Raw genomic sequence first — 740 nt, 5'->3', positions numbered from 1 at the left:
CCTACAACGGCGTCGCGCTGATCAGCCGTGAACGCGCGGATGACGTCGTCAAGAACATCACCGGCTTTGCCGACGAGCAGGCCCGGGTCATCGCCGGCACCGTGGGCGGTGTGCGCGTCATCGGCGGCTACTTCCCGAACGGCCAGGCGCCCGACAGCGACAAGTTCACCTACAAGATGAACTGGCTGACCGGCCTGCGCGGCTGGTTGATCGAGGAAATGAAGCAGCACCCCGAGCTGGTGCTGATGGGCGACTTCAACATCGCGCCCGAGGACCGCGACGTCTACGACCCCGTCGCATGGGCTGGCCAGATCCACTGCACGCCGCAGGAGCGCGAGCACTTCCAGCAGCTCATAGCCCTGGGGCTGACCGACGCCTTCCGGCTTTTCGAGCAGCCTCCCAAGAGCTGGAGCTGGTGGGACTACCGCAACCTGGCCTTCCGCAAGAACCAGGGCCTGCGCATCGACCACATTCTCGTCAGCGAGGCTTTGAAGCCCCGCGTGACGGCCTGCGAGATCGACAAGCTGCCGCGCAAGAACGAGCGGCCGAGCGACCATGCGCCGGTCATCGTCACCCTCGACGACTGACCTCGGATAGCGCGCGGACGACGCGGGCTACTTCTTCGCGAGGACCCAGGCCACCAGCGCATTGGCGTGTCCGTGGCCCATCTCGTGCTCGGCCTTCAACAGGTTGACCAGCTCCATGTGCTTCAACGGCCCGGCCCGGGTGATGACCTGTTC

At 65.7% G+C, this 740-nt stretch carries 2 protein-coding genes; one reads left to right on the top strand and one right to left on the bottom strand.

All coding sequences use genetic code 11. The features are described from left to right. Window positions 1-587: exodeoxyribonuclease III (locus AC1DU6_RS33845; protein WP_477862766.1), on the top strand; the 587-nt coding region annotated here is incomplete at its 5' end. A gap of 27 nt (window positions 588-614) precedes the next feature. Here the strand turns inward: AC1DU6_RS33845 and AC1DU6_RS33840 are convergent. Next, on the bottom strand, window positions 615-731 hold the full coding sequence (locus AC1DU6_RS33840) for a DUF4287 domain-containing protein (protein WP_477862768.1): 117 nt from the start codon (window positions 729-731) through the stop codon (window positions 615-617). Window positions 732-740 lie beyond the last annotated feature (9 nt).

Source organism: Roseateles sp. P5_B10 (assembly GCF_056400485.1).
The sequence above is the reverse complement of the archived record's forward strand: the minus strand, read 5'-3'. Positions and strand labels throughout refer to the sequence as shown.